At 71.4% G+C, this 21,495-nt stretch carries 24 protein-coding genes and 1 pseudogene; 23 read left to right on the top strand and 2 right to left on the bottom strand.

The features are described 5' to 3' along the window. Positions 1-103 precede the first annotated feature (103 nt). From IE118_RS21010 to IE118_RS20930, 17 genes and pseudogenes are all read left to right on the top strand, one after another. Positions 104-700: a hypothetical protein gene (locus IE118_RS21010; protein ID WP_037933313.1), complete on the top strand. Its 597-nt coding sequence runs from the start codon at positions 104-106 to the stop codon at positions 698-700. A 337-nt stretch (positions 701-1,037) separates the two neighbouring features. Further along, the gene (gene rpsP / locus IE118_RS21005) at positions 1,038-1,457 is read left to right on the top strand and encodes a 30S ribosomal protein S16 (protein WP_189559527.1); all 420 of its coding nucleotides are present in this window, start codon (positions 1,038-1,040) and stop codon (positions 1,455-1,457) included. Positions 1,458-1,459: 2 nt separating this feature from the next. After that, positions 1,460-1,699 carry an RNA-binding protein gene (locus tag IE118_RS21000; RefSeq protein ID WP_003973401.1) on the top strand — a complete coding sequence of 80 codons (240 nt, stop codon included), beginning with the start codon at positions 1,460-1,462 and terminating at the stop codon, positions 1,697-1,699. An 82-nt stretch (positions 1,700-1,781) separates the two neighbouring features. Then, positions 1,782-2,357, top strand: coding sequence for a ribosome maturation factor RimM (gene rimM, locus IE118_RS20995; RefSeq protein ID WP_189559526.1), 576 nt, complete (start codon positions 1,782-1,784; stop codon positions 2,355-2,357). After that, positions 2,357-3,190 carry a tRNA (guanosine(37)-N1)-methyltransferase TrmD gene (gene trmD / locus IE118_RS20990; protein WP_189559668.1) on the top strand — a complete coding sequence of 278 codons (834 nt, stop codon included), beginning with the start codon at positions 2,357-2,359 and terminating at the stop codon, positions 3,188-3,190. Before rimM ends, trmD begins: the two co-directional genes overlap by 1 nt. A 132-nt stretch (positions 3,191-3,322) precedes the next feature. Beyond that, the gene (gene rplS, locus IE118_RS20985; protein WP_004924850.1) at positions 3,323-3,673 is read left to right on the top strand and encodes a 50S ribosomal protein L19; all 351 of its coding nucleotides are present in this window, start codon (positions 3,323-3,325) and stop codon (positions 3,671-3,673) included. 45 nt (positions 3,674-3,718) lie between these two features. Continuing rightward, positions 3,719-4,456, top strand: a complete 738-nt coding sequence (lepB, locus tag IE118_RS20980) for a signal peptidase I (protein ID WP_189559525.1) — start codon at positions 3,719-3,721, stop codon at positions 4,454-4,456. Beyond that, positions 4,449-5,540, top strand: a pseudogene (lepB, locus tag IE118_RS20975) (signal peptidase I); the annotation flags it as partial. The gene lepB (IE118_RS20980) and the pseudogene lepB (IE118_RS20975), both read left to right, overlap by 8 nt. Next, complete coding sequence (gene lepB, locus IE118_RS20970) at positions 5,431-6,432, top strand: signal peptidase I (RefSeq protein WP_229846885.1); 1,002 nt, start codon at positions 5,431-5,433, stop codon at positions 6,430-6,432. The pseudogene lepB (IE118_RS20975) and the gene lepB (IE118_RS20970), both read left to right, overlap by 110 nt. A gap of 32 nt (positions 6,433-6,464) precedes the next feature. Next, positions 6,465-7,241: a signal peptidase I gene (lepB, locus tag IE118_RS20965; RefSeq protein ID WP_189559522.1), complete on the top strand. Its 777-nt coding sequence runs from the start codon at positions 6,465-6,467 to the stop codon at positions 7,239-7,241. Next, positions 7,231-7,758, top strand: a complete 528-nt coding sequence (locus tag IE118_RS20960) for an NUDIX hydrolase (RefSeq protein ID WP_189559521.1) — start codon at positions 7,231-7,233, stop codon at positions 7,756-7,758. The genes lepB (IE118_RS20965) and IE118_RS20960 overlap by 11 nt, the downstream gene beginning before the upstream one ends. Before the next feature lie 52 nt (positions 7,759-7,810). After that, complete coding sequence (locus IE118_RS20955; RefSeq protein WP_003993268.1) at positions 7,811-8,119, top strand: DUF2469 domain-containing protein; 309 nt, start codon at positions 7,811-7,813, stop codon at positions 8,117-8,119. A gap of 58 nt (positions 8,120-8,177) precedes the next feature. Then, positions 8,178-8,579, top strand: coding sequence for a YraN family protein (locus IE118_RS20950; protein WP_189559520.1), 402 nt, complete (start codon positions 8,178-8,180; stop codon positions 8,577-8,579). 1 nt (position 8,580) lies between these two features. After that, positions 8,581-10,206, top strand: a complete 1,626-nt coding sequence (locus IE118_RS20945; protein ID WP_189559519.1) for a YifB family Mg chelatase-like AAA ATPase — start codon at positions 8,581-8,583, stop codon at positions 10,204-10,206. Continuing rightward, positions 10,203-11,363: a DNA-processing protein DprA gene (dprA, locus tag IE118_RS20940; protein WP_189559518.1), complete on the top strand. Its 1,161-nt coding sequence runs from the start codon at positions 10,203-10,205 to the stop codon at positions 11,361-11,363. The genes IE118_RS20945 and dprA overlap by 4 nt, the downstream gene beginning before the upstream one ends. Before the next feature lie 272 nt (positions 11,364-11,635). Further along, the gene (whiG, locus tag IE118_RS20935; RefSeq protein WP_189559517.1) at positions 11,636-12,478 is read left to right on the top strand and encodes an RNA polymerase sigma factor WhiG; all 843 of its coding nucleotides are present in this window, start codon (positions 11,636-11,638) and stop codon (positions 12,476-12,478) included. Positions 12,479-12,580: 102 nt separating this feature from the next. Next, positions 12,581-13,138 (top strand): TetR/AcrR family transcriptional regulator, encoded by a 558-nt coding sequence (locus IE118_RS20930; RefSeq protein WP_189559667.1) that lies wholly within the window; start codon positions 12,581-12,583, stop codon positions 13,136-13,138. Positions 13,139-13,312: 174 nt separating this feature from the next. On the opposite strand, the gene IE118_RS20925 is transcribed toward IE118_RS20930, so the two are convergent. After that, the gene (locus tag IE118_RS20925) at positions 13,313-13,906 is read right to left on the bottom strand and encodes a M23 family metallopeptidase (protein ID WP_189559516.1); all 594 of its coding nucleotides are present in this window, start codon (positions 13,904-13,906) and stop codon (positions 13,313-13,315) included. A gap of 281 nt (positions 13,907-14,187) precedes the next feature. On the opposite strand from IE118_RS20925, the gene rpsB reads away from it, so the two are divergent. The 6 genes from rpsB to IE118_RS20895 all read left to right on the top strand — a co-directional run bounded on the left by rpsB (position 14,188) and on the right by IE118_RS20895 (position 20,630). Beyond that, positions 14,188-15,120 (top strand): 30S ribosomal protein S2, encoded by a 933-nt coding sequence (gene rpsB / locus IE118_RS20920; RefSeq protein ID WP_189559515.1) that lies wholly within the window; start codon positions 14,188-14,190, stop codon positions 15,118-15,120. A gap of 156 nt (positions 15,121-15,276) precedes the next feature. Beyond that, positions 15,277-16,113: a translation elongation factor Ts gene (tsf, locus tag IE118_RS20915; RefSeq protein WP_189559514.1), complete on the top strand. Its 837-nt coding sequence runs from the start codon at positions 15,277-15,279 to the stop codon at positions 16,111-16,113. 190 nt (positions 16,114-16,303) lie between these two features. Further along, on the top strand, positions 16,304-17,062 hold the full coding sequence (pyrH, locus tag IE118_RS20910) for a UMP kinase (protein WP_189559513.1): 759 nt from the start codon (positions 16,304-16,306) through the stop codon (positions 17,060-17,062). A 119-nt stretch (positions 17,063-17,181) separates the two neighbouring features. Beyond that, positions 17,182-17,739 (top strand): ribosome recycling factor, encoded by a 558-nt coding sequence (gene frr / locus IE118_RS20905; RefSeq protein WP_189559512.1) that lies wholly within the window; start codon positions 17,182-17,184, stop codon positions 17,737-17,739. Further along, positions 17,739-18,863, top strand: a complete 1,125-nt coding sequence (locus IE118_RS20900) for a phosphatidate cytidylyltransferase (protein ID WP_189559511.1) — start codon at positions 17,739-17,741, stop codon at positions 18,861-18,863. The genes frr and IE118_RS20900 overlap by 1 nt, the downstream gene beginning before the upstream one ends. Before the next feature lie 252 nt (positions 18,864-19,115). Beyond that, complete coding sequence (locus IE118_RS20895) at positions 19,116-20,630, top strand: hypothetical protein (RefSeq protein ID WP_189559510.1); 1,515 nt, start codon at positions 19,116-19,118, stop codon at positions 20,628-20,630. 12 nt (positions 20,631-20,642) lie between these two features. Here IE118_RS20895 and IE118_RS20890 read toward each other — a convergent pair whose 3' ends face one another. After that, entirely contained in the window at positions 20,643-21,314 is a 672-nt protein-coding gene (locus IE118_RS20890) for an NUDIX hydrolase (RefSeq protein WP_229846884.1), read from the bottom strand. Between the last annotated feature and the right edge of the window lie 181 nt (positions 21,315-21,495).

Raw genomic sequence — 21,495 nt, 5'->3', positions numbered from 1 at the left:
CCGCCCTCGTCAGGACGCATCAGCGGCAACTGACGGGTACGTGCAAATTATTTGGGATGCCCCGGAATCGGAACACTGAGGCACCCGCGCTCGTTGTCATTACGTGAGCACGACACAGACACCACCTGTTCTCGCCGCAGAACTGGCGCAGGCGTGGGCCGACATTCAGCGGTACCACCCCGAGCTGCCCGATCTTGCCGCGCCCGAGTCCCTGATCGGGGAGTCGTCGTCCGCCTGCGGTCACGAGCTCTCCTTCGAGCGACTGCTGCACGAGGCGGTCCATGGCGTCGCCGCCGCACGCGGCGTGCGCGACACCTCCCGAGCCGGCCGCTACCACAACCGCCGATTCCTCGCGATCGCCGAGGAGCTGGGCCTGGACCACCCCGAGGAACCGCATCCCAGCAGCGGCTTCTCCCTGGTCACGCTCACCCCCGAGGCGAAGCGCCGCTACCGCCCGACGACGGAGCGCCTGCACCGCGCCCTGAAGGCGCACACCGCGGCGACCGCGGGCGACACCGCCCGCAGTTTCCGCGGCCCGGCCGCCCGGCACGGATCCTCCGGGGGCGGGGTGCGCGTCAAGGCCGTCTGCGACTGCGGCCGCAACGTCCGCGTGGTCCCCTCGGTCCTGGCCCAGGCCCCCATCGTCTGCGGCGGCTGCGGCAAGCCCTTCCGCATCCCGGAAGTGGCAGCGGCGAGCTGAGGCCCCGGCATCTCGTGGATGCCGGGGCCGGCCCGTCCGTGGCCACTTCCGCCCACTCCCGCCCCGCCCGCCGTGCCGCCCCACCGGCGCGGACGGGCGCGACGGCACACCCGCCGTACGGTCACCGCGACGCCGGGTGCCTCCGGCTGCCCGCGTGCGGCCACCCCGCGGTCGGGCGCGCCCCGCGGGGTGTGGCACAATGGCTAGCTGTACTCGACAGTCGCACAGGACCCCTCTCTCCTCCGGCTGACGCGTCCATCGGGCACTCGGGTACCGCAACCCCACGCGGCACATTCCGCCGTGCCCAACCACGTCAAAATCAGGAGAACCCACTCCCGTGGCAGTCAAGATCAAGCTGAAGCGTCTGGGCAAGATCCGTTCGCCTCACTACCGCATCGTCGTCGCCGACTCCCGTACCCGCCGTGACGGCCGGGCCATCGAGGAGATCGGCAAGTACCACCCGACGTACAACCCGTCGGTGATCGAGGTCGACGGCGAGCGCGTGGCGTACTGGCTCGGTGTCGGCGCCCAGCCGACCGAGCCCGTGCTCGCCATCCTGAAGAAGACCGGCGACTGGCAGAAGTTCAAGGGCGAGCCCGCCCCGGCTCCGCTGCTCCAGCAGGCCGAGAAGCCCGCCCGTCCGACGTTCGAGGCGATCGGCGGCGACGACGAGGGCAAGGGTGAGGCGATCACCCAGAAGAAGAAGGCTGAGAAGAAGGACGAGGCCGCCGCCGAGTCCGCGTCGACCGAGGCCTGAGCATGCTCGAGGAGGCTCTCGAGCACCTCGTGAAGGGCATCGTCGACAACCCTGACGATGTGCAGGTCGCCTCGCGCAACCTGCGTCGCGGGCGGGTGCTCGAGGTCCGGGTCCACCCGGACGACCTCGGCAAGGTGATCGGCCGCAACGGCCGCACCGCACGCGCCCTGCGCACCGTAGTGGGCGCCATCGGCGGCCGCGGTGTCCGCGTCGACCTCGTCGACGTGGACCACGTCCGCTGACGCCAAAGCAGCACCGGCTCGGGCCGGGGAAGGCCACTGGGCCGTCCCCGGCCCGCAGTCGTATGACAGGAGATCAAGCACAGTGCAGCTGGTAGTCGCTCGCATCGGCCGCGCCCACGGCATCAAGGGCGAGGTCACCGTCGAGGTCCGCACGGACGAACCGGAGCTGAGGCTCGGCCCCGGCGCCGTCCTGACCACGGACCCCGCCTCCGTGGGACCGCTCACCATCGAGACCGGCCGCGTGCACAGCGGCCGCCTCCTGCTGCGTTTCGAGGGCGTGCGCGACCGCACCGGCGCCGAAGCGCTGCGCAACACCCTCCTGATCGCCGACGTGGACCCCGACGAGCGGCCCGAGGACGAGGACGAGTACTACGACCACCAGCTGATCGACCTCGACGTCGTCACCGTGGACGGCGAGGAGATCGGCCGGATCACCGAGATCTCGCACCTGCCCAGCCAGGACCTCTTCGTGGTCGAGCGCCCCGACGGCAGCGAGGTGTACGTGCCGTTCGTCGAGGAGATCGTCACCGCGATCGACCTGGCGGAGCAGCGCGCGGTCATCGACCCGCCGCCCGGCCTGATCGACGACGGGGCCGCCTCCGACGAGGCCGCCGGCGGGCCCGGTGCCTCGTCCGGGGACGCCGGGGACGAGGCGTGATGCGACTCGACGTCGTCACGATCTTCCCCGAGTACCTGGAACCGCTGAACGTCTCCCTCGTCGGCAAGGCCCGCGCGCGCGGCGTGCTCGACGTGCACGTGCACGACCTGCGGGACTGGACCCACGACCGGCACCACACCGTCGACGACACCCCCTACGGCGGCGGCCCGGGCATGGTCATGAAGACCGAGCCCTGGGGGGACGCCCTCGACTCCGTCCTGGCGGACGGCTACGAGCGCGGCTCCGGCGAGCCGGCCCTGATCGTCCCCACTCCCAGCGGCCGTCCCTTCACCCAGGAACTCGCCGTCCGGCTCTCCGAGCGCCCCTGGCTGATCTTCACCCCGGCCCGTTACGAGGGCATCGACCGCCGCGTCGTCGACGAGTACGCGACCAGGATGCCCGTCTACGAGGTGTCCATCGGCGACTACGTCCTGGCCGGCGGCGAGGCGGCGGTCCTCGTCGTCACCGAGGCCGTGGCGCGGCTGCTCCCCGGCGTCCTCGGCAACGCCGAGTCGCACCGCGACGACTCCTTCGCGCCCGGCGCCATGGCGAGCCTCCTGGAGGGCCCCGTCCACACCAAGCCGCCGCTGTGGCGCGGCCGGGAGGTGCCGGACGTGCTGCTCAGCGGCCACCACGGAAAGATCGCCCGCTGGCGGCGCGACGAGGCGCTGCGCCGCACCACCGCGCACCGGCCCGACCTCATCGAGCGTTCCGGGCCCGGGTCCTTCGACAAGAAGGACCGCGAGATGCTGTCCATCCTGGGCTGGGCGCCTGACCCCCAGGGCGAGCCGTACGGCCGATTTTGGCGCAGGACCGACGGCGTGGAAGAATAGGCCGCTGTTGTGCGTCGTCCGGCGTGCGCCCCTGCCGCAGGGGGACATGACGCCCGCCCGTACCGCGCCTCTGTGATCCGAAACCCTACTTGCCGTTGATGACCTGCGGCATCAGCGAAGAAAGCAGACGAAATGTCTCACCTGCTCGACTCCGTCGACTCCGCGTCGCTGCGCAGCGACGTCCCGGCGTTCCGCCCCGGCGACACCGTCAACGTCCACGTGCGCGTCATCGAGGGCAACCGCTCCCGTGTGCAGCAGTTCAAGGGCGTGGTGATCCGCCGCCAGGGTGCCGGCGTCCGCGAGACCTTCACGGTCCGCAAGGTCTCCTTCTCCGTCGGCGTCGAGCGCACCTTCCCGGTGCACACCCCGATCGTGGAGAAGATCGAGCTCGTCACCAGGGGTGACGTCCGCCGCGCCAAGCTGTACTACCTGCGCGAGCTGCGCGGCAAGGCGGCGAAGATCAAGGAGAAGCGCGAGAACTGAGCGCTTTACCGGCGTCACATCGCGGCCGGATAGCATCTGGCGTCGATGGACACCGAAGCACAGCCGACGGAGCGCGACCGTTCCCTCCCCCCGCCAGGACCCGAGGACACCTCGGGGACACCGGGGCCGGAGGAGCGGTCGCGTTCCGCGTTGGTGGCGCGGGTCTCCTCCTGGCTCCCCGGCGGGCGCGTCAGCCTGACCCTGCTGCTCTGCCTGCTGTTCCTGCTGGCCCTCAACACGTTCGTGCTGCGGCCGTTCGAGATCCCCAGCGGATCGATGGAGCCCGGATTGAGAGCCGGGGACCGCGTGCTCGTAAACAAGTTGGCGTACCGCTCCGGCGACGGGCCGGACCGCGGCGACGTGATTGTGTTCGACGGCACCGGGTATTTCGGTGAGGCCGACTACATCAAGCGGGTCGTCGGGGTGGGCGGCGACCACGTCGTGTGCTGCGAGGGGGAGGGGAGGATCCGGGTGAACGGCCGGTCGGTCGACGAGTCGGGCTTCCTGTTCCCCGGCGAGGGCCCCTCCGGTGTGCCGTTCGACGTCGTCGTACCCGAGGGACGGCTGTTCGTCCTCGGTGACCACCGCGCCGACTCCCGCGACTCCCGCGACCACCTCGGCTCGCCCGGCGGCGGCATGATCCCCGTGGACGAGGTGATCGGTCGCGCCGACGCCATCGTGTGGCCCTTCGACCGTGCCACCCGGCTGCACCGGCCCGACGCCTACGCGCGCGTCCCGGGCCGGGAGGCGGACCCCGTCCGGGCGGAGGGCGGCCATGGGTAACCGCGGAAAACCCCGCGGTGTCCCGGAGAGCGCCGCGGAGAACCTGCTGCCCACCGGCTCCCGCCGGGCGACCGGCGCGTCCCCCGGACGCAGCCGCGCCGAGCGGCGCAAACTCCAGCGCAAGGTCAAGCGGCGCCGCAGGCGCAGCGCCGTCAAGGAGATCCCCCTCCTGGTCGGTGTCGCCGTCCTGATCGCGCTGGTGCTCAAGACGTTTCTCGTCCAGGCCTTCGTCATCCCGTCCGGCTCGATGGAGCAGACGATCCAGATCGGCGACCGGGTCCTGGTCGACAAGCTCACCCCCTGGTTCGGGTCCAGGCCGCAGCGCGGCGACGTGGTCGTCTTCAAGGACCCCGGCGGCTGGCTGGCGACCGAGCAGACCACGCCGAGCAAGGACGACCCCGTCGGGATCAAGCAGATCAAGGAAGGGCTCACCTTCATCGGACTGCTGCCGTCCGAGAACGACAAGGACCTCATCAAGCGGGTCGTCGGCGTCGGCGGCGACAAGGTCCAGTGCTGCGACCAGCAGGGCCGGGTCACGGTCAACGGTGTCCCGCTGGAGGAGGGCGACTACCTCTACCCCGGCAACGCCCCGTCCTCGATCCCGTTCGACATCACCGTGCCCGAGGGACGGCTGTGGGTGATGGGCGACCACCGGTCGAACTCCGCCGACTCCCGCTCCCACCAGGACACCGACTACGGCGGCACCGTCTCCGAGGACGAGGTGGTGGGCCGGGCCGTGGTCATCGCCTGGCCCCTCGGCCGCTGGAGCACTCTGGAGGAGCCCACGACCTTCGCGTCCGTGTCGGACTCCGCGCCGGGATCGACCGCTGCCGCCCCGCTGTCGCATAGGGTTGCCCCGGACGATTCCGAGGGAATGGTCCAGCTCCCGACCCCTGCGGAACTCCCGCTCGTTATGGGAGTGGTGGGCCTGCGCCGGGCATGGCGCGGGCAGCGGCAGAGAGTGAGGAGATGGCGTGGGGGATGCGGCGGTTGGCGCACGGTCCGGACGCGAGGGCGAGGAGCGCCGCGGGCGTCCCGGGGAAGCGGCCTATCCGGCGGCGGACGACTCCGTGACCTCCGGGAATCACTCCTCGGCGGGTGGCGAAGGAGCCGGGGGCGGGCAGCCCCCGACGGAGCAGGGCGGCCAGGGAGGCGGCTCGGGACACGGCTCGCCCCGCGCGAAGCAGCCCCGCTCCTTCTGGAAGGAGCTGCCCATCCTCATCGGCATCGCCCTGGTGCTGGCGCTGCTGATCAAGACGTTCCTGGTGCAGGCGTTCTCCATCCCGTCCGACTCGATGCAGAACACCCTCCAGCGGGGTGACCGGGTCCTCGTCGACAAGCTCACCCCCTGGTTCGGTTCCGAGCCGGAGCGCGGCGAGGTCGTCGTGTTCCACGACCCCGACAACTGGCTGGCGGGCGAGCCCACCCCCGAGCCGAACGCGCTGCAGAAGGTCCTCAGCTGGATCGGCCTGATGCCGTCCGCGGAGGAGAAGGACCTGATCAAGCGGGTCATCGGCGTCGGCGGTGACACGGTCGAGTGCAAGGGCACCGGCCCGTTGAAGGTCAACGGCATGGCGCTGGACGAATCGTCGTACGTGTATCCCGGCAACACCCCGTGCAGCCAGGACGACCAGGGCGGCCAGTTCAAGGTGAAGGTCCCCGAGGGCCACATCTGGGTCATGGGCGACCACCGTCAGAACTCCCGGGACTCCCGGTACAACCAGGCCGACAAGAACGAGGGCTTCGTCCCCGTGGACAAGGTCGTCGGCCGTGCCGTCGTCGTCGCCTGGCCGCTGGACCGCTGGACCAACCTGCCGGTCCCCGACACCTTCGACCAGCCCGGTCTGAACGCCTCGTCGCCGTCCGGCCCGGCTCTGTCGGCCGCGCCGCACGGGATCGCGCTCGCGGGCGCGGTGCCGCTGGTGCTCCTGCTGCGCCGGAGGTCCGGCGCCGGTCAGGGCGGCGAAGAGGGCTGACCGCGTCCGGTACTGCCGGGTAGGGTGCGGCCATGACTGGTCAGAGCACGACACGTACGGTCCCCGGCACGGGTGGCTCGGGCAGCGCCCGGGCGGGCGGCCGCACCGGTCAGCTCCTGTCCAACGCGGCCGTCGCCCTCGGCCTGCTGATGTTCCTCGGCGGGTTCGTCTGGGGCGCGGTGGTGTACCGGCCGTACACCGTGCCGACCACCTCGATGGCGCCGACGATCGACGCCGGCGAGCGGGTGCTGGCCCAGCGCGTCGACGGCGGTGAGGTCCGCCGCGGTGACGTCGTCGTGTTCACGGACACCACGTGGGCCGACGTGCCCATGGTGAAGCGGGTGGTGGCCGTCGGCGGTGACAAGGTCTCCTGCTGCCAGGACGGCAGGCTGAAGGTCAACGGCGAGGAGATCGACGAACCGTACCTCGCCGACGACACGGTCACCGGGTTCACCGCCTTCCCCGAGGTGACCGTGCCGAAGGGGCGCCTGTTCCTGCTCGGTGACGAGCGCTCCGGGTCGGTGGACTCCACCGCCCACCTGACCGACGCGGCCGGCGGCACCGTCTCCCGCGGCGCGGTACAGGCCAGGGTCGACGCCGTGGTCTGGCCGATGGACGGCATGCTCACCGAGCCCTCCGGCTTCGAGCGGCTCGGCGCGCTCTCCTCGCCCGGCCCGCTCCGGACCGTCACCGCGATGGTGATCGCCGGTGCCGTGCTCGTTCTCGGCGGGGCGGCCTACGGCCCCTTCGCCAAGCGGGCGGCGGCCTCCCGGGCCCGGGCGAGCGCGGGGGGCACCGGTGTCCGCTGAGCCGGCCCCGGCGGTCGAGAGCTCCTCCGAGGGCGGGCTGCGCCGGGTCGCCCGGGTCGTGCTGCTCGACCCGCGGGACCGCATCCTCCTGCTGCACGGCCACGAGCCGGACGACCCCGCCGACGACTGGTGGTTCACGCCCGGCGGGGGTGTCGAGGGTGAGGAGACCCGTGAGCAGGCCGCGCTGCGCGAGCTCGCCGAGGAGACCGGCATCACGGACGTCGAGCTCGGACCGGTGCTGTGGCGGCGCCGGTGCTCCTTCCCGTTCGCCGGACGCCGCTGGGACCAGGACGAGTGGTACTTCCTCGCCCGCACCACCCGGACGGCGGTCGCGGCCACGGCGCTGACCGAACTGGAGCGGCGCAGTGTCGCCGGATCACGCTGGTGGACGTGGCCGGAACTGGCCGGGGCACATGAGACGGTGTATCCGACCAGACTCGCCGGGCTGCTGCGGACACTGCTCGACGAGGGTCCCCCCGACCGCCCCGTGACCCTGGACACCGAAATCGTCCGGTGACCGGCGGGACTGGCGCACAATGGGGGGATCGCACGGCTGAAGGGGAACTGCCATGAGCGCCGAGGACCTCGAGAAGTACGAGACCGAGATGGAGCTGAAGCTCTACCGGGAGTACCGCGACGTCGTCGGCCTGTTCAAATACGTGATCGAGACCGAGCGGCGCTTCTATCTGACCAACGACTACGAGATGCAAGTGCACTCGGTCCAGGGCGAAGTGTTCTTCGAGGTCTCCATGGCGGACGCGTGGGTGTGGGACATGTACCGGCCGGCCCGCTTCGTGAAGCAGGTCCGGGTGCTCACGTTCAAGGACGTGAACATCGAGGAGCTCAACAAGAGCGACCTGGAGCTCCCGAGCGGGTGACGGAGTTGTCCACAACCGCCGGGTAACACACCAAGATCCACTCCGTGCGGCGGGACGCGTGACGGTGGGCGCCGGAGGTGGTGCCGACATGAACGCACAACGGGCACGCAGCGCACTCGGCAGGTACGGCGAGACACTGGCCGCACGGCGGCTGACTCAGGCGGGCATGACGGTCCTGGAGCGCAACTGGCGCTGCGGCAGGACCGGTGAGATCGACATCGTGGCCAGGGACGGCGACGCCCTGGTCGTCTGCGAGGTGAAGACCCGCAGGGCGGGATCCTTCCAGCACCCCATGGAGGCGGTCACGCCGGCCAAGGCGGGACGGCTGCGGAGCCTCGCGGAACGCTGGCTCCAGGAGCACGGGGGAGCGCCTCCCGGCGGGGTCCGCATCGATCTGGTCGGCGTACTGCTCCCGGCGCGCGGCGCCCCCGTCGTCGAGCACGTCCGGGGGGTGGCCTGACATGGGGTTCGCCCGTACGTGCTCGGTGGCGCTGGTGGGCGTCGAGGGCGTCGTCGTGGAGGTCCAGGCCGACCTCGAACCGGGCGTCGCCGCCTTCACCCTGGTGGGGCTGCCGGACAAGAGCCTGACGGAGAGCCGCGACCGGGTCAGGGCCGCCGTGGTCAACTCCGGCGGCGAGTGGCCGCAGAAGAAGCTCACCGTGGGGCTCAGCCCGGCCTCGGTGCCCAAGGCCGGGAGCGGCTTCGACCTGGCCGTCGCCTGCGCGGTGCTCGGAGCCGCCGAGCGGATCGACCCTCGGGTCCTCGCCGACCTCGTGATGATCGGCGAACTCGGGCTGGACGGCCGGGTGCGGCCGGTGCGCGGCATCCTGCCCGCCGTGCTGGCCGCGGCCGACGCGGGCTACCAGCAGGTGGTGGTGCCCGAGTGCGCCGCCGCCGAGGCCGTGCTGGTGCCCGGCGTGTCCGTACTGGGCGTCCGCAGCCTGCGCCAGCTGATCGCCGTGCTCACCGACGAACCGGTGCCGGAGGAGGACACCGACGACCAGGACCGGCCCGACCCGATGCTGGCGGGGCTGCGCGTCCCGGGCACCGGAGCGGCCACCGGCATGCACGGCATCGGCGCGGCACCGCACGACCAGGGCCACGACCTCGCGGACGTGGTGGGCCAGCACTCGGCGCGCACGGCGGTGGAGGTGGCCGCGGCGGGCGGCCACCACCTCTTCCTGGAAGGACCGCCCGGCGCGGGCAAGACGATGCTCGCCGAGCGGCTGCCGTCGATCCTGCCGCCCCTGGACCGGCAGGCGTCCCTGGAGGTGACCGCCGTGCACTCGGTGGCGGGGCTGCTGCCACCCGGCAGGCCCCTGATCGACACGGCTCCCTACTGCGCCCCGCACCACTCGGCCACCATGCAGGCCCTCGTCGGCGGCGGCCCCGGCACGGCCCGGCCGGGAGCGGTCTCCCTCTCGCACCGCGGCGTGCTCTTCCTGGACGAGACGCCCGAATTCAGCGGCAGGGCCCTGGACGCCCTGCGCCAGCCGCTGGAGGCCGGGCACGTGGTCATCGCCCGCAGCGCGGGGGTCGTCCGCTTCCCGGCGCGGTTCCTGATGGTGCTCGCCGCCAACCCGTGCCCCTGCGGGCGCTTCTCGCAGACGAACGACCACTGCGACTGCCCGCCCGCCGCCGTCCGCCGCTACCAGGCCAGGCTGTCCGGGCCGCTGCTCGACCGGGTGGACCTGCGGGTCGAGGTCGACCGTGTCACCCGCTCCGAACTGACCGCGAGCGCACCACGGGGCGAGACCACGAGCACGGTCGCCGGCCGGGTCCGCGCGGCCCGGGAGCGCGCGGCGGCGCGTCTCGCCGGCACCCCCTGGCGCACCAACAGCGAGGTCCCCGGCCGGGAGCTGCGCAGCCGCTGGCACGCCGTCCCCGGCGCCATGGACGACGCCGAGCGCGGCCTGGAACGTGGCCTGCTCAGCGCCCGGGGACTGGACCGGGTCCTCCGGGTCGCGTGGACGGTCGCCGACCTGTCCGGCCACGACCGGCCCGACGCCTCGGACGTCGCCCTCGCCCTGCAACTGCGGACCGGGGTCCCGCGCGGGGTGCCCATGACGATCGGGGCGGCCGTATGAGCGGGACGGCCGGCTCCGGGGGCGAGCTGCTCGGCCGGGTCTTCCTCACCCGGGTCGTCGAGCCCGGCGACGAGACGGGCGGGCGCTGGATGCGGGAGTACGGCGTGGACGCGGTGGTGCGCCGGCTGCGGGACGGGGGCGAGCCGCTTCCCGGCGTGAGCGGCAAGCGGTGGGCCGGGATGGTGGCCCGGGCGGCGCGGGCCGAGCCGCACCGGGACCTCGCGCTCGCGCGGGACGCCGGGGTGCGGTTCGTCCTCCCCGGGTCGGCGGAATGGCCCGGGCAGCTCGACGACCTGGGGGACGCGCGACCGCTCGGCCTCTGGGTGCGCGGCGGGGCCGGCCTGCGCATGTGGGCCCTGCGCTCGGTCGCCCTCGTCGGCGCCCGCGCCTGCACCGAGTACGGGGCGCACATGGCCGCCTCGCTCGCCGCGGGGCTGGCCGAGCGCGGCTGGGTCGTGGTCTCCGGGGGCGCCTACGGGATCGACGGTGCCGCCCACCGCGGAGCGCTGGGCTCCGGCGGCGCCACCGTCGCGGTCCTCGCCTGCGGGGTCGACCGCCCCTATCCGCGCGGACACGCCGGGCTCATCGGCAGGATCGCCGAACAGGGACTCGTCGTCGGCGAGTTGCCACCCGGCGAGCACCCGACCCCGAGCAGGTTCGTCCTCCGCAACAGGGTGATCGCCGCGCTCACCCGCGGCACGGTCGTCGTCGAGGCCGCCCACCGCAGCGGCTCCCTGGTGACCGCCCGCGCCGCCCGGCGACTGGGACGGCACGTCATGGGGATCCCCGGCCCGGCCACCAGCGGGCTCTCCGCCGGGGTGCACGAACTGCTGCGCCAGGACGCGGTCCTGGTCACCGACGCCGCCGAGGTCGTCGAACTGGTCGGCGACATGGGCGAGCTCGCACCCGAGCGCCGGGGACCGGTGCTGCCACGGGACCTGCTCGACCCGGCCGGCCGCCAGGTCCTCGCCGCGCTGCCGGCCCACGTCACGGTCCCGCCCGAGGACATCGCGCGGGCCGCGCAGACCACCCCGGACGACGCCGTCGCGAGACTGTACGAACTACGAGCACTTGGCTACGTCGAACGACACGGCGACGGCTGGAAGTTGACGCGCCAGGCGATGATGCCGGTCCATGACCGTCCGGACGCCCGCTGACGGAGCGTGTTCGGCCGTCCGGGGGAACCCCGACACACCATGGGGAACAAGCCGGCCGGGACACCCGGGTGATCACGCAGAGCGACGGTCATGCCCCGGTGGGACGGCACCCGGAACGAATCTGCGTACGGTCCTACCTCGCCTCTTCGCACACCGCGACGCCGCAGTCACGCTACGCTCACGAGGATCCCGACACGGACAGGCAACTCGACATCGGACAGACAGCGAATCCGGCCAGCACCAGCCCACGGCAGAACGGCACTAGGCGACGAATGCCCCAGCACACCTCCGGGTCCGACCGGGCGGCGATCCCCCCAGCCGCCCGCGACGGTGGCAGCGTGCGGCCGCCCGCCCCCTCGACACTCGACGAGTTGTGGCGGTCGTACAAGGCGACAGGGGACGAACGACTGCGGGAGCAGCTGATCCTGCACTACTCGCCGCTGGTGAAGTACGTCGCCGGGCGGGTCAGCGTCGGGCTGCCGCCCAACGTCGAGCAGGGCGACTTCGTCTCCTCCGGGGTGTTCGGGCTGATCGACGCGATCGAGAAGTTCGACGTCGACCGGGAGATCAAGTTCGAGACCTACGCGATCACCCGCATCCGGGGCGCGATGATCGACGAGCTGCGGGCGCTGGACTGGATCCCGCGGTCGGTGCGGCAGAAGGCGCGCAACGTGGAGCGCGCCTACGCCACGCTGGAGGCGCGGCTGCGGCGGACACCGTCGGAGAGCGAGGTCGCCGGCGAGCTGGGCATCGCCGTGGAGGAGCTGCACGCCGTTTTCAGCCAGTTGTCACTGGCGAACGTCGTCGCCCTGGAGGAGCTGCTGCACGTCGGCGGTGAGGGCGGCGACCGGCTCAGCCTGATGGACACCCTGGAGGACACCGCCGCCGACAATCCGGTGGAGGTGGCCGAGGACCGGGAGCTGCGCAGGTTCCTCGCGCGGGCCATCAACACGCTGCCGGAGCGGGAGAAGACGGTCGTGACGCTGTACTACTACGAGGGACTCACCCTCGCCGAGATCGGCAACGTGCTCGGTGTGACCGAGAGCCGGGTGAGCCAGATCCACACCAAGTCCGTGCTCCAGCTGCGCGCCAAGCTGGCGGGCTTCGGCCGCTGAGCCCCCGCTGAGCCCTTCCGGCGGAGAGCCGGCCGATCCTCTGGCCGCCACGGGCGGGGCGTCCGTAAAGTGGTTGACGTGCCAAGGATTCGAGCGGCCTCCGTGGCCGAGCACCGGTCGATGCAGCGAGCCGCCCTGCTGGACGCGGCACGCTCCCTGCTGTCCGAGGGCGGTACGGAGGCGCTGACCTTCCCGGCCCTCGCCGAGCGCACCGGGCTCGCGCGGTCGTCCGTCTACGAGTACTTCCGCTCGCGGGCCGCCGTCGTCGAGGAACTGTGCCAGGTCGACTTCCCGGTCTGGGCCGCCGAGGTCGAGGCGGCGATGGCGGCCGCCGACGGGGCCGAGGCCAAGATCGAGGCGTACGTCCGCAAGCAGCTGGAGCTGGTCGGGGACCGCCGGCACCGCGCGGTCGTCGCGATCTCCGCGAGCGAGCTCGACGGCGGCGCACGGGAGAAGATCCGCGCCGCACACGGCGGCCTCGTCGCGATGATCGTCGAAGCCCTCGCCGGCCTGGGCCACGCCGAGCCCCGCCTGGCGGCCATGCTGCTCCAGGGCGTGGTCGACGCCGCCGTGCGCCGCATCGAGCTGGGCGCGGCGGAACACCCCGGCACGATCACGGAGGCGGCGGTGTCCATGATCCTCGGAGGCGTACGCGGCTGACGGCCCCCCGCCGGGCGGGCGCGGAGCCCGCCCGGCCGCGCCGGTCCCACGACGGCGCCGGGTGCGGGTCCCGTCCGCCCCGTCCGGTTCCGTCCGGCCGGTCGCGCGGACAGGGGAGAACGCGCCGGGACCGCGCCCGTCGCGCGGCGGCCCGGACCTTCACCGGGTGTCCCGCTACTCCGGTACCAGGACGCCGAGGACCGGCAGCAGTCTCGACGGGCCCCCGCGCAGCAGCCACGGGGGGAGCAGGGTGAGCGGGTCCAGGTAGGTGTCGGCCCGCAGCAGACCCCAGTGCAGGCAGGGGGCCGGGCAGTGGGAGCCCGCGGCCTCCACGGTGCCGATCACCTCGCCCGCCGACACCTCGGTGCCCCCGGTCACCGACGCGCGAACCGGTTCGTAGGTCGTGCGCAGCGGGGGATCACCCGTACCCGTCAAGGCGACCGAGACGACGCCCCGGCCCGCCACCCGGCCGGAGAAGGAGATCCGCCCCGCCGCCACCGCCCGTACCGGCGTCCCCGATACCGCCGCCAGGTCGACGCCCCGGTGACCCCGCCCGTACACCGTCGCCGGCGGCTCCCAGCCGCGCAGCACCCGCGGGCGGGCTCCCACCGGCCACGCGCGTGCCACACGCGGCGTCACCTGATCGCCGCCCGCGGGTGCCGCCGTCCGGGTCCAGGCGGAGGGCGGCGGGCCCAGCAGCGCCGTCAGGGTCAGGACCAGCAGCAGGACCAGGCGCGCGGCGGCCCGCGTCCATCGACTCGTTCGCATGCCGGGAAGCGTGCCGCAGGGCCGTGATCACCGCCGGGAGCTGTGGACCGGCGGCTCGTTGTGGACATCGGCGTCACCCGGCACCCCGCGGGTCCCGTACACTTCTGGTGGCGACCCGGGCCACCGGGTCGACTTCGCACGCCCCGACATCGAGGCCGGTCACGGCCGGTACCCCGGTGTCAGCGCCCCTCGGTCCTTCGTGGCAACGGCGCGTCGCGGGCGTCAGGCGCGGGAGCCGTCCGGCATCCGCGGCACAACCGAGAATTTCAAGGAGAACGGCCATGGCCGTCGTCACGATGCGGGAGCTGCTGGAGAGCGGCGTCCACTTCGGTCACCAGACCCGTCGTTGGAACCCGAAGATGAAGCGCTTCATCTTCACGGAGCGCAACGGCATCTACATCATCGACCTGCTCCAGTCGCTGTCGTACATCGACCGCGCCTACGAGTTCGTCAAGGAGACCGTCGCCCACGGCGGCACGGTCATGTTCGTCGGCACGAAGAAGCAGGCGCAGGAGGCCATCGCCGAGCAGGCCACCCGCGTCGGCATGCCCTTCGTCAACCAGCGCTGGCTGGGCGGCATGCTCACCAACTTCTCGACCGTCTACAAGCGTCTGCAGCGCCTCAAGGAGCTCGAGCAGATCGACTTCGAGGACGTGGCCGCCTCCGGCCTCACCAAGAAGGAGCTGCTGGTCCTCTCCCGCGAGAAGGCCAAGCTGGAGAAGACCCTCGGCGGTATCCGCGAGATGCAGAAGGTGCCCAGCGCCGTCTGGATCGTGGACACCAAGAAGGAGCACATCGCGGTCGGCGAGGCCCGGAAGCTCAACATCCCGGTCGTCGCCATCCTCGACACCAACTGCGACCCCGACGAGGTCGACTACAAGATCCCGGGCAACGACGACGCGATCCGCTCCGTCACCCTGCTCACCCGCGTGATCGCCGACGCCGTGGCCGAGGGCCTCATCGCCCGCTCCGGTGTCGCCACCGAGGGCAAGGGCGACAAGGCCGCCGGTGAGCCGCTCGCCGCCTGGGAGCGCGACCTGCTCGAGGGCGAGAAGAAGGGCGAGGAGGCCGCTCCGGCCGCCGCCGAGGCCGAGAAGCCGGCTGAGGCCCCCGCCGCCGAGGCCGAGGCCCCCGCCGCCGAGGCTGAGGCCCCCGCTGCCGAGGCCGAGGCTCCTGCCGCCGAGGCTCCCGCTGCCGAGGCCGAGCAGGCCTGACCTCCCGTCAGAGCCGTTGACGGCGGGAGCGGTGACATCCGGACCGCTCCCGCCGTTCACCCGTAGGCAGGCGGTGCGTCGGACACCTGCCCTCCCGCAGGTCGCTGACCCCGCGAACCTCCGACCCGCCAGACTTCGAGAAAGATTCACAGACTCATGGCGAACTACACCGCCGCCGACGTCAAGAAGCTCCGGGAGCTCACCGGCGCCGGCATGATGGACTGCAAGAAGGCGCTGGACGAGGCCGACGGCAACGTCGACAAGGCCGTCGAGGCGCTCCGCATCAAGGGCCAGAAGGGCGTCGCCAAGCGCGAGGGCCGCTCCGCCGAGAACGGCGCCGTGGTCTCGATCATCGCCGACGACAACTCCTCCGGTGTCCTCGTCGAGCTGAAGTGCGAGACGGACTTCGTCGCCAAGGGCCAGAAGTTCCAGGCCGTGGCCACCGCCATCGCCGAGCACGTCACCAAGACCTCCCCGGCCGACCTCGAGGCCCTGCTCGCCTCCGAGATCGAGGCAGGCAAGACCGTCCAGGCGTACGTGGACGAGGCCAACGCCAACCTGGGCGAGAAGATCGTCCTGGACCGCTTCGCGCAGTTCGCCGGCGCCTACGTGACGGCGTACATGCACCGCACGATGCCCGACCTGCCCCCGCAGATCGGTGTCCTGGTCGAGCTCGACCAGGCGAACGCCGAGGTCGCCAAGGGCATCGCCCAGCACATCGCCGCCTTCGCGCCGAAGTACCTCGCGAAGGACGACGTGCCGGCCGAGGTCGTCGAGTCCGAGCGTCGCATCGCCGAGGAGACCACCCGCGCCGAGGGCAAGCCCGAGGCCGCGATCGCCAAGATCGTCGAGGGTCGTCTGAACGGCTTCTTCAAGGACGCCACCCTGCTCGGCCAGCCCTACGCTCTGGACAACAAGAAGTCCGTCCAGAAGGTCCTGGACGAGGCCGGTGTCACCCTGAAGCGCTTCACGCGCATCAAGGTCGGCATCTGAGTCCGTACCGCGACGGACGCCCGACCCCTATAGGGTCGACAGCAGTCGTTCGGACACGCGTCCACGCACGCGCGCGTGCCGGGCGACAGCAGATCTGACGAGGAGGCCATTGCCGCATGGGATGCGAACCACGCCCCACCGGCAATGGCCTTCTTCGTATGTGCAACACGCGAAAGAGGCGGGATCCCCGATGACCACCAAGGCTGAGAAGAGCGACGACGGCAAAGTACGCGGCCGGTTCCTGCTGAAGCTGTCCGGAGAGGCCTTCTCCGGTGGCGGGGGCCTGGGCGTCGACCCCGACGTGGTGCACGCCATCGCGCGTGAGATCGCCGCCGTCGTACGGGACGGCGCGGAGATCGCGATCGTCATCGGCGGCGGCAACTTCTTCCGCGGCGCCGAACTTCAGGTGCGCGGCATGGACCGTGCCCGCTCCGACTACATGGGCATGCTCGGCACCGTGATGAACTGCCTCGCCCTCCAGGACTTCCTGGAGAAGGAAGGCGTCGACTGCCGCGTGCAGACCGCCATCACCATGGGGCAGGTCGCCGAGCCCTACATCCCGCTGCGCGCCGTGCGTCACCTGGAGAAGGGCCGCGTGGTCATCTTCGGCGCCGGCATGGGCATGCCGTACTTCTCCACCGACACCACCGCCGCCCAGCGCGCCCTGGAGATCGACGCCGAGGCGCTGCTCATGGGCAAGAACGGCGTGGACGGGGTCTACGACTCCGACCCCAAGACCAACCCCGACGCCGTGAAGTTCGACGCCCTCGGCTACGGCGAGGTCATCACCCGGGACCTGAAGGTCGCCGACGCCACGGCCGTCACGCTCTGCCGTGACAACAGCCTGCCGATCGTCGTCTTCGAGCTCCTGAAGGAGGGCAACATCGCCCGCGCCGTCAAGGGTGAGAAGATCGGCACGCTGGTGGGTGACCCGGCCGGGCGCGACTGACCGGGGGATGGACAATGTCCTGCCGGTCGGGAACCGTGCAGGAAGAAGACGCGACGCAGCCGGCCGCCGCCCCGACCAGGACGACAGCCGGGCCTACTCAAGACACGCAGGAGCAAGTGGTGATCGAAGAGACCCTCCTCGAGGCCGAGGAGAAGATGGAGAAGGCCGTCGTGGTCGCCAAGGAGGACTTCGCCGCGATCCGCACCGGCCGTGCGCACCCGGCGATGTTCAACAAGATCGTGGCCGACTACTACGGCGCGCCGACGCCGATCAACCAGCTGGCCTCGTTCTCCGTGCCCGAGCCGCGCATGGCCGTGGTGACCCCGTTCGACAAGACCGCGCTGCGCAACATCGAGCAGGCGATCCGCGACTCCGACCTGGGCGTCAACCCGAGCAACGACGGCAACATCATCCGTGTGGTGTTCCCCGAGCTGACCGAGGAGCGCCGCCGCGACTACATCAAGGTCGCCAAGAGCAAGGGTGAGGACGCCAAGGTCTCCATCCGGTCCGTGCGCCGCAAGGCCAAGGACGCCATCGACAAGATGATCAAGGACGGCGAGGTCGGCGAGGACGAGGGCCGCCGTGCGGAGAAGGAGCTCGACGACACCACCGCGAAGTACGTCGCCCAGGTGGACGAGCTCCTGAAGCACAAGGAAGCGGAACTGCTCGAGGTCTGATGAACGACTCTTCCTGGGGGACGCCGCAGACCGGGTACTGGGGCCCGCCCGACCACGGGCCCGGCCAGGGGACCGCCCCGGCGGGTCCCGCGTACGATGCGCACTACGCGCAGCAGACTCGCCCCATGCCCGTCGTGCCCGATGTACCCGACCACGGCGGAGACCAGGATGTGGACCGGGGGGCCGCTCGGCTGAGCGGCCCCCTGTTCCGAGACGAGACGCCGCAGGCACGGCCCCACCGTGGGGAGGTGCCGCAGAATCCGGAGCCCATGCCCGACGCCCCGCAGCCGGCGCCCGCCCCGCAGAAGAAAACCGCGGGTCGCGACCTCGGCGCCGCGATAGGCGTCGGCGTCGGACTCGGCGCCGTGATCATCGCGTCGCTCTTCGTCGTCAAGGCCGTCTTCGTCGGCGTGGTCGCCGTCGCCGTCGTGGTGGGCCTGTGGGAACTCACGTCGCGCCTGCGGGAACGCAGGGGCATCAACGCGCCCCTCGTCCCCCTCGCCCTCGGCGGCGCGGCCATGGTCGCCGCCGGGTACGCGGGCGGGGCGGAGGGCGCCTGGGTCGCCATGGCGCTCACCACACTGGCGGTACTCGTCTGGCGGATGACGGCACCCCCCGAGGGGTACCTCAAGGACGTCACGGCGGGTGTCTTCGCGGCGTTCTACGTCCCGTTCCTGGCGACCTTCGTCGCGATGATGCTCACCGCCGACGACGGGGCCTGGCGCGTCCTGACCTTCCTCCTGCTGACCGTGGTCAGCGACACCGGCGCGTACGCCGTCGGCTGGCGCTTCGGCACCCACAAGCTCGCCCCGCGGATCAGCCCCGGCAAGACCCGCGAGGGCCTGCTGGGCGCGATCGGCTTCGCGATGGCCGCGGGCGCGCTGTGCATGGAGTTCCTGATCGACGGCGGCAGCTGGTGGCAGGGCCTGCTGCTCGGCCTCGCGGTCGCCGCCAGCGCCACCCTGGGCGACCTCGGCGAGTCCATGATCAAGCGCGACCTGGGCATCAAGGACATGGGCACCCTCCTCCCGGGCCACGGCGGCATCATGGACCGCCTGGACAGCCTGCTCCCGACGGCACCGGTGGTGTGGCTGCTGCTGGTGCTGTTCGTGGGGTCCGGCTGACCCTCCGACCTTCCTGATCGCGGGTGATGGCCCGGCGCCGCCACGGCGCCGGGCCATCGGCGCTTTCCGGCCCTCCCGTCGTACGGAAGTCGTCCGAGTGACGACGAGTTCGAAATTCCAACAATTCCCATCAGAAGGTCACTGTTGTCGCCGGGTCCGATCGCACAACATGAATCATGGATGCGAGCGTTTCGGGGCAGGGCCGGCTGTGAAGAACCCCGAGCGATGTGCCGACACAAAGGGGGACGACAGATGGCATATGTGCCGGGTACGGACTTCACGAAAATCGTCAACAGTGACCTCGAACCCGTGGCGGTGGTCGCCCAGTGCCTGGACAACCAGTGGGTGCCGCAGGAACTGCTCGCCTCCATGCTGAACAAGGGAAAGTCGCTGCGTGACCCGGGGGTGACGGGGCAGCGGCAGCTCGCGGTGCGGCACGAGTACCTGAGGGCTCTCCTCAACGCGCAGCAGGTCATCGTCAACCGTGCCTTCTTCCTGAACAACCAGGCCGTGTATCAGGACTTCCGGGACGGCGGCGAATCGCGGGAGGCGTTCAAGTCCCTGCTCGCCGAATCGGTGATCATCCCCTACCTCTACAGGGAAGACACCCTGGTGCAGGAGGAGGACTTCACCGTGCAGCCCGAGGGCGTACGCGCCTGGCGGGACGTGGTGGGGGACACACGGGGCAGCTGCCTGCGACTGTCGTGGGACAACACGGAGAACGGCGATCTGACCCGAGTCAAACTCCAGCGTCCGTTCCGCCGCCAGCTGCTCGTGCTACCGGATTTCGACCCGGAGAGCCTGCAGCGCGACTTCGCGCTGGACGAAGAGGGGGCCCGGCTCCTGAAGGCCCGGCTGATCGAGGTCAGCAGGTGGGCGGCGGAGCAGGAACTGGTCAGCAGGGAGGACTTCTACCGTGAGTTCGTCGTCGTCGACGGGTCCGACCCCGCGGACGGTCGTTACGACCGGACGAAGCCCTTCGCGGCCGAACTGAAGCAGCTCGCCGACCTGAAGTACGGCGTCGCCCTGCCGGACGCCATGAGCCGCTACCCCCTGACCCCCACCGACTCGCTGGACCGCACGGCCCTGCAGGAGGTGGACCGGGCCATCGCGCGGGGCGGGGGAGCATCGGTGGACGAGTTCGTCCACATGCTCAGGCAGCAGGCCTTCGCGTTAATCCAGAGGCCGTTGGACGTCGGTCTCACCGGTCTCGAACTCGAGCACGTGCGTCGCGCCAGGGGGACCGACGAGTGGATGCGGTACAAGAACAGCCTGCTGGATCTCCTCAGGGAACCGCAGGAGATGCTCAAGACGCCGGAGCGGTTCACCGTCCAGGGCCAGGCAGTCTATGACCGGTACGTGGCCGTGGCCGAGCGGCTCGCGGAGTTCGTCGGCACACGGCGCGCGGACGAGGCGGACCGGTGGCAGCCCGTCATCAAGGTGAGTCTCCACACCCTCGGCTCGGTGATCTCCCTCATCTTCCACGACGAGCCCCAGATCGAGGTCGTCGGTCAGGTGGCCGATTCCGTGGCGGCCGAGGCGTCCCGGGCGGTGGTCCGCTTCTCTGTGGTCGGGCGGGACCAGCGCCGCGCCGAGCGGGAGCTGCAGACGAGCGTGGACCTGATGCAGGTGAAGCTCCAGCGGACCCGAGACGACTGGGTGGCTCTCGTCAGGCGGCTGCAGGAGGCTGGGTTCGTCCGGCGTGAGGCGGACGGTGAGGACGAGCAGATCGCCACCCTCAACGCACCGGAGACCGACGAGCCGTAGAGACGAGTCCCGTTACGGGGACTGGCGAACCGAGCGCAGGAGGTTCCTGAGACGGGCCTGGGCCACGGCGGCCAGGGTGAAACCGTCGGTCACGGACCCGTCCAGGATCCTGCTGTCGAGCTCATCAGGGGTGAGCAGCACCGCCCGGCGGATGCCGGCGGCCGTCTCCATGGCACCGATCGCCGCCAGATCGGCCACGAAGAGACGCACGAGGTGGGACTGCATCCCGGTGTCGGGGTGGACGGCTCCGACCGGAGTGAGGGACAGCGGTCGCACGCCGATCTCCTCCTCCAGCTCCTTGAGCGCGTTCTCCTCGGCCGCCAGCCCCTCCGTGCCGAAGCCCCGGGGAATCTCCAGGTGCCACGCGCGGGTGGCGTGCCGGTAGTTCTCCAGCAGGACGACGCGGCCCTCCAGCAGCGGCAGCACGGCCGCACCTGGCGCCTGGGTGGAGCCGAGAATCCTCAGGTACGCCCCCGTCCGCCCGTCGGGAAAGCGAACCGGGTCCCGGAGCAGCCGGATGTGTGCGTCGCTGTAGAGGACACCGAGCTCTCCGGGGACCTCCACCGTTCGTGGGTCGACGATGTCGATGCCGTCGCCGCTCTGGTCGTTGCGGAACAGCTCGGGGTGCTCCCGCCGCATCACCTCGTACGCTGCCAGGTGCGTCCGGTCCTGTGAGTCGGTCATGGCAGCGAGTATTCCAGCGGCCTTTCCCACGGACCGGGGAACGGCCGGAATGCCCCCGGCTCGCGCCCTTGGGCCCCGTCCCGCACGAGGGATCTCAGGCACGCCCGAAGGGCTCCCGGTCACGGGATGTCAGTCCTGGAAGGCCGTTGGTGATCACGGCTCCCCGTGCGCTGACAGGTCC

The sequence above is a fragment of the Streptomyces pilosus genome, assembly GCF_014649835.1.
GTDB lineage: Bacteria > Actinomycetota > Actinomycetes > Streptomycetales > Streptomycetaceae > Streptomyces > Streptomyces pilosus.
The sequence above is the reverse complement of the archived record's forward strand: the minus strand, read 5'-3'. Positions and strand labels throughout refer to the sequence as shown.